The sequence below is a fragment of the Croceicoccus hydrothermalis genome (assembly GCF_022378335.1).
Classification (GTDB): domain Bacteria; phylum Pseudomonadota; class Alphaproteobacteria; order Sphingomonadales; family Sphingomonadaceae; genus Croceicoccus; species Croceicoccus hydrothermalis.
The window spans coordinates 1-5,769 of record NZ_JAIQCI010000065.1; the positions used below are offsets into that span (position 1 = coordinate 1).

Annotated in this window: 8 protein-coding genes; 6 read left to right on the forward strand and 2 right to left on the reverse strand. The window is 59.1% G+C overall.

Translation table 11 applies throughout. The features are described from left to right. Positions 1-88: 88 nt before the first annotated feature. Positions 89-607 (reverse strand): hypothetical protein, encoded by a 519-nt coding sequence (locus K4G67_RS17010; RefSeq protein ID WP_239807440.1) that lies wholly within the window; start codon positions 605-607, stop codon positions 89-91. On the opposite strand from K4G67_RS17010, the gene K4G67_RS17015 reads away from it, so the two are divergent. Beyond that, positions 596-1,924: a hypothetical protein gene (locus K4G67_RS17015; RefSeq protein ID WP_239807441.1), complete on the forward strand. Its 1,329-nt coding sequence runs from the start codon at positions 596-598 to the stop codon at positions 1,922-1,924. The two genes, K4G67_RS17010 and K4G67_RS17015, sit on opposite strands and share 12 nt — an antisense overlap. Positions 1,925-2,160: 236 nt before the next feature. On the opposite strand, the gene K4G67_RS17020 is transcribed toward K4G67_RS17015, so the two are convergent. After that, positions 2,161-2,310, reverse strand: coding sequence for a hypothetical protein (locus tag K4G67_RS17020; RefSeq protein ID WP_161485440.1), 150 nt, complete (start codon positions 2,308-2,310; stop codon positions 2,161-2,163). Positions 2,311-2,533: 223 nt separating this feature from the next. Here K4G67_RS17020 and K4G67_RS17025 point away from each other — a divergent pair, with 223 nt between their 5' ends. The 5 genes from K4G67_RS17025 (at position 2,534) to K4G67_RS17045 (ending at position 5,726) form a co-directional block, all read left to right on the forward strand. Then, positions 2,534-2,932 carry a single-stranded DNA-binding protein gene (locus tag K4G67_RS17025; protein ID WP_048885061.1) on the forward strand — a complete coding sequence of 133 codons (399 nt, stop codon included), beginning with the start codon at positions 2,534-2,536 and terminating at the stop codon, positions 2,930-2,932. Between the two features lie 308 nt (positions 2,933-3,240). Next, a complete protein-coding gene (locus K4G67_RS17030) occupies positions 3,241-3,462 on the forward strand; it encodes a hypothetical protein (RefSeq protein WP_048885062.1) in 222 nt (73 codons plus the stop codon). 672 nt (positions 3,463-4,134) lie between these two features. Continuing rightward, positions 4,135-4,611 carry a type II RES/Xre toxin-antitoxin system antitoxin gene (gene parS, locus K4G67_RS17035; protein ID WP_063612609.1) on the forward strand — a complete coding sequence of 159 codons (477 nt, stop codon included), beginning with the start codon at positions 4,135-4,137 and terminating at the stop codon, positions 4,609-4,611. After that, entirely contained in the window at positions 4,608-5,105 is a 498-nt protein-coding gene (locus K4G67_RS17040; RefSeq protein ID WP_119587717.1) for an RES family NAD+ phosphorylase, read from the forward strand. Before parS ends, K4G67_RS17040 begins: the two co-directional genes overlap by 4 nt. Positions 5,106-5,198: 93 nt before the next feature. Then, the gene (locus K4G67_RS17045) at positions 5,199-5,726 is read left to right on the forward strand and encodes a hypothetical protein (RefSeq protein ID WP_239807442.1); all 528 of its coding nucleotides are present in this window, start codon (positions 5,199-5,201) and stop codon (positions 5,724-5,726) included. Positions 5,727-5,769 lie beyond the last annotated feature (43 nt).

Below are 5,769 nucleotides of genomic sequence, written 5' to 3' on the forward strand. Positions count from 1 at the left end.
CGTTCCTTCGTCACTACGACGAGACCCAAATCCTCCTTAATCTACAACCGTAAATCTGTGCCATTGGTGCTGACGGCGAACACCCGAGCTAGCGCTCGCAGCGCTCTCTGCCGAGGACGAGAGCTATATCGAGGTCTGCAATCGTGTTGATGCGGAGGAAAAGCGGCTCGGTCTCGCCGGCCTCAAACAGATACGCAATTCGCTCATTGCGCTGTGGCAAAAAATCGTCCCCGAGGACGGCGGCGATGCCAAATATTCGGGCGCCATCGAATCTTTCGATAAGGCGCGGTCTGCGCTGGCCGACGCGAAGGCCACTGAGGTCGTTGAGCGCGACAAGGCGGCGGGCACGGTCTTCCGGTCTGTTTGGAAGGAAGCCGAGAAGCTGTTTGCCGACGACGCGACCGCGCCCGACGCATGCCCGGTCTGTGCCACGGCAATCGGTGACACTGCCGCCGGAAGCGTGCCCGCGATCCGCGATCTCCTGACGACCCATCTCGAGGATCTGCAAAGCTACAACGATGCAAGGACCGCCCTGGACAATGCCGAGACCGCCGCCAGGCAGGCGCACAGTCGGCTCGTAGCGCGTCTTCCCGCGATGATCGATCATTTGTCCGATGACGATGGCGTTGGATTTAAGACTGCGCTCCTCGCCTACCAAGCCGGCGTTGATGAATGGCCGACCGTTAACGCGCCCGATTCCGCCGCCATCGTCGCTGAGTTGGAGACCCGCCTCGCGGACCTCGATCATGAAATCGCCGACATCGAGGCGAAACAGGGCGAGCATACTTGGGGCAAGGTCAAGGGCAGCATCGACAGGCTGCTGAATCTCCAAAAGGATGTGGCGCTGGCAACCCGCACCTCCGAGCAGTTGACCACGCTGCACGACGCGCTCGTTGCGCAGGCCACGCTCGTTTCGGGAAAAATCCGGGAGAAGGTCCAGTCGCTCCTCGATACGCTTCAGGCGCCGATGAACGACATCTACAAGGAGATCCAAGGCGCCGACGCCAAGCCGATCCGGCTTGAACTGCCTGGTGAGGAAGACACCAACCAGCAGCGTATGCAGCTAGTGATCGATTTTGCGGACAATCGTCAAAGCGTCGCGCCGGCCGGCTATCTCAGCGACTCTCAGATCCATTCGGTCGCGCTCGCGCTGCGCCTTGCGGCGATCAAGAAGTTCAATAGTGCCGCACCGGTGATTGCGCTGGACGATGTCGTCACGTCCTATGACGCCGATCATCGTCGCGCGATCGGTGCGCTGCTCGCGAAGATGTTCACCGACTGCCAGATCATCCTTGCCACCCATGACGAACGTTTCTTCAATCATCTAAAGGACCAGCTCGCAGCGAAGGACTGGCAGTTCACCCGCATCATCGGACTTGATCCGGCGTATGGGCCTCGCTTCGCCGACCACAAGGTCACCGATGAGATGATCGCCGATCGCTGGGCCAAGGGAGAATCTGCCGCGAACGAGATGCGTCAAGCGGAGGAGGAATGGCTGCTGGGCATCGCCCGCGGGTTCGGCGTCAATATCCGCATCCGACAGCTTGAAAAGGCCTACTCATACGAGCGCGCCGAGCTGGCCGCGGCGATCGGCGGCTTCCTTGGCGACCTAAAGCTGACTCCTGCTGATGTGCCGGGCGTGAACAACCGCTTCATCACTAGCCTTATCAAAGGCGATATTGAGAATTTCGGAAGCCACTTTCAGGACGCCCCATATGGCAACGGCTCGATTGGGGACGAGCAGACGCGGTGGGACGAGTTCAAGGCGTTCCGGCAGCAATTCGAATGCGTGTGCGGCCGCACCAAGTATCAGCGGCCGTTCGGCCTAAATAAGCCGGTGTGTGCGCATGACAAATGCGAGACCCAGTTCGCATTTAGGCCGCCTGTGGCGGATGCAACAGCGGCCGAGGCGGCGGTCACATGATGCGGATATGTTAGCGGCGTGCCCCGCCTGAGTTCATGCCCGCTCCTAGGATTGCCTCCGACGAGCCGAGGGGCGGCAATTAGAGCGCAAAGCTGACGCAACCTAATCCGCTCTCGGATGTCTGCTTACCTCGGTCGCATTCCAGAAAGCAGCCTGACCGGATTGTCCTCTAAGGCAGTCATTCTCGTCCTCCCTCAATTGGCTGACAGGGTAGTCCCGGCCTTCTCATTTCCGAGTCAGCCCCCGATCTCGATGTGGCGTTCGAGAACGAGGAAGATCGGGAAGCTGCCCGCAACTTCATGGATCTCCTGGCGGCAACGGAGGGCGATGGGGCAGGCTGATTGCAGCAGGGTCTTGGCACCTTCAGACGCGCACCAGATACCCATCCGGCTTTGTTCGCGAACAGTCCTGAACCAGGTCAGCTGAGGACGGCAACCCGTTCCTTTCCGGCTGTGTTGGCAGCTGCGCTGCCTGCCCGCCCCACCCGTCATGAACAGGTTCCCCTTCGGCCTTACAGGCCTGCGGTGCAGTCCTCCCATGACCTGCTTCTTTCAGATGTTCGCAAGCCGGAGATGGTCTCCGGTTTGAGGAACTGAAGGAACTTTCATCATGACCAATATCGCAATCCTCACCGGCCGCATCGCCCGCGATCCCGATATCCGCGAGACCAAGGGCGGCACCAATGTCACCGGGATCACCGTCGTCACTGATCGCCCTGCGCGCGACAAGGATGGCAAGACCTACAAGGACGAGAACGGCTACACCGCCAAGGAAAGCGAGTTCCACCGGGTGACCTGCTTCAACGGCCTTGCGAAGACCGTCGGCCAGTACTGCTCCAAGGGCCAGCTGGTTTCGGTCCAGGGCCGCATCCACTACACTCAGTGGGAGGACAAGGACGGGGTCACCCGCTACGGTACCGAGATCCTCGCCGACAAGGTCGACTTCCTCTCCCGCGGCAATGGCTCGGGTGACGACAACGACAACACCGACGCTCCCGAGATCGACTGATCTCTCTCGTCAATCGATCCTCTGAAGGGGGCCCGTTGCAACCGAACGGGGCCCCTTCTTGCGTTGTTCAAACTCTCTGGCGGGGGAGGGGCCTGGCTCACGGTTGTCCCATTCTGATGGCCGTACAACCGGCGCGTCAAGGACGGCAGGGACCCACCATTTTGCCTCCCCTTCGCTGCGCTACGGTTCGACAAAATCGTTTCCCCTACCGCCGCTTCGCGGTCGCCCTTCAGGGCGATCCCTGACCCGCCGGTCGCACGCCCATCCGTCCTGCTCCTGCCGTCAACGGCAGACATCAGGAGGATATCATGGCTACGCAATTCCAACGCACTTCGACTTCGGATCGCTACTTTGCCGCGCTGGCTGTGGCAGAGCGTCGAGCACTGCACAGCTTCTTCGATCAGCATATTGTCGAGGACAAACGCCTTGGGTACTTTGCCCTGGACGAGGGCGACTACAACGCACTTCCGTCGCACCTTGCAGCGCGCGTGGTGCACACTATCCACGGGGCGATGTCAGACGAGTTCTGACCGCACTGACGGGGCAGGGACCGGCAACGGTTCCTGCCTTTTTTCTTGTTCGCAATTGCCGACAGTTGGCCAAGCTGGGGAATGAAATCTCGACGGTACGGGGCATGTGAAACCGCATTGAACATCTGACTGCGCCATGGCTATCTGGTCCCCATCACAATACTTACATCGTGAGCAATCCTGCCCTGATGATCATTGGAGTCCGACGTCTGAGAGCCAGTGCAGCACTGTCCGTAAGGGCGCTCTGTCGTTCATTTCGAACTAGTTGCAGGGGCTGACAGGGTACCGATCAGGGACAGCAGTTTCCGCCGAACCAAGGCCAGATTGTAGCCCAGAGAATTTTTCGGCCAGAATCTCGCGTTGTCCCAGCAAGGCCCACTTGCTCTCGCTCCTGAAATAATGGCGTAAATTCAATCTATTGAGCGGAACTCGCGAGCTACCGGAGACGTCCACACAATTGGGAACTTGACAGGCACACCGGACGCAGCGGTGGAAGTCAGCTTTATGAAACGAAAAGCCTGACGCCAGCTATTCTGCACCCGGCCGTGTGAGGCACTGATCGAGACTGAAACCCCGCCAAATCGCCTGCACGCATCAGTCTCTTGGGGCTCACAGTGAATTGACAAGATCGCTCTCGATGCCATATGTCGCTCTACAAACGACAGGTGACATATGGCGACAGTGATTGAACGAGAGGATGATGCGATCGTTACCCGAGCGGGCCGCCGGCTTGGGGGCAAATCAACCTTCAAGCGGCCGCTCCGCAATCGTCTCGACGCGCACGAGGTGATCGAAAAGGGTTTCCCCGGCGGAGCACTGATCTTTTTGTCCGAGAACGTTGCCTTGTTGCAGCAGCCCGGCGCTTTCGAGAAGGCGATGGGTATCAGTCTTCGTACCCTGCAGCGCCGAAAAAGGGAGGATTCGCCAAAGCGATTGAGCCTTGAACAAAGCGGACGGGCGTGGAAATTCGCTGAGCTGCTCGAGGAAGCAATCGAGGTGTTCGGAAATCAAGAGGACGCGGAGGCATTCTTCAACCGCCCAGCCTTGGGGCTGAATCAGCGTCTGCCGATCGATCTTCTCAGCACGCCGGCAGGCACGGAGCTAGTCGAAACCCACCTTGAACGACTGAAATATGGCGTATACGCGTGACGCCGCTGCCGGGAGGGCTGGGGTCTGAGGACATCCACGCCTGGCGTCTCGACCACGACGATTTCAGAGCGACATGGAATAGTGGCGAAGGCGCTTATCGCGTCGGAGGCCGGTGGAATGCTCCAGGCAAGAGAGTGGTTTACTGCGCGATAGATCCGTCTACCGCTATTCTTGAGGTTGCGGTCCATAAGACCTTCCGCGTGCTTGATACCGTTCCACACGTATTGACTGCGTTGCGCGTTAAGGATCCCTCGACGGTAAAGATCGTGCAACCGGGCGACGTACCCAATCCCAACTGGCTGTCACCTGGGATACCGAGTGCAGGACAGCAGACGTTCGGCAACGCACTACTCGAGAACCATGCATTCTTGCTGATACCGAGCGCCGTGTCGTCAAAAAGCTGGAACTTGATGTTCGATCCCGTGAAAGCAGCCGGTGCCTATGAACTGGTCGAGCAGGAACGCTTCGCGCTCGATACGCGGCTTCACCCGTGATATGAGAGCGGATCGATTGCGGAGCATTGCCTATCAGTCTGGGCGCATCTAGAAGAGCGAAGCGATAGAAAAACCATGCCGAAAGGTATGGTTATGAAAAATCTACTGGTTGCAATCCTCTTCCTGTCTGTCCCGGCATCCGCGCAGCAAGCGCAATTGCAAACATTCTCGCCAGAACGCTCGTCCGCGTTTGTAATGCTCATACCGGGTGTTCCATCGGCGGCTTCGCCTTTCAACGATTCCCAGGCTCTGCCATCACGAGCTTCGGCACTCGAGGCCGACTTCGCGAACCTCAACGCGACTATGGAGCCCGGGGCCGAGCCGTCACTCGACCTTGTTCCGGCAGCGACCTTCGTGCCGGATTGGATGAGGGGAGGGCGCCCGAAATTCGACTATAGCGTCTATCGCCGCAGAGCATACTTTCCTGATCCGGATTGCCTCACGACAGGGTACTTTCCTCGTCAGGGCATCAGCGCGGATGCCCAAACGCGCCGGCGCCTCTACTTCCATAATATTCTTACAGCAGCCTGCGAAGCCGGAGTTCCCGTAACGCTTTTCGACGCATTGGTTGCGCAAGAGAGCCGTACCCATCCGGTGAGCCCCGCCTTGTCCGGCGGGTGAACGACCGGTCTTAAGGGCGCTCGTATGAGCGAGCTTAGGAGCG

What these genes read in the sequence shown, in the direction of transcription:
- K4G67_RS17015 (WP_239807441.1), top strand. Translation starts at nt 596, where the DNA reads ATGATCGATCATTTGTCCGATGACGATGGCGTTGGATTTAAGACTGCG.
- K4G67_RS17010 (WP_239807440.1), bottom strand. Translation starts at nt 607, where the DNA reads ATGATCGATCATCGCGGGAAGACGCGCTACGAGCCGACTGTGCGCCTG.
- K4G67_RS17020 (WP_161485440.1), bottom strand. Translation starts at nt 2,310, where the DNA reads ATGGGTATCTGGTGCGCGTCTGAAGGTGCCAAGACCCTGCTGCAATCA.
- K4G67_RS17025 (WP_048885061.1), top strand. Translation starts at nt 2,534, where the DNA reads ATGACCAATATCGCAATCCTCACCGGCCGCATCGCCCGCGATCCCGAT.
- K4G67_RS17030 (WP_048885062.1), top strand. Translation starts at nt 3,241, where the DNA reads ATGGCTACGCAATTCCAACGCACTTCGACTTCGGATCGCTACTTTGCC.
- parS (WP_063612609.1), top strand. Translation starts at nt 4,135, where the DNA reads ATGGCGACAGTGATTGAACGAGAGGATGATGCGATCGTTACCCGAGCG.
- K4G67_RS17045 (WP_239807442.1), top strand. Translation starts at nt 5,199, where the DNA reads ATGAAAAATCTACTGGTTGCAATCCTCTTCCTGTCTGTCCCGGCATCC.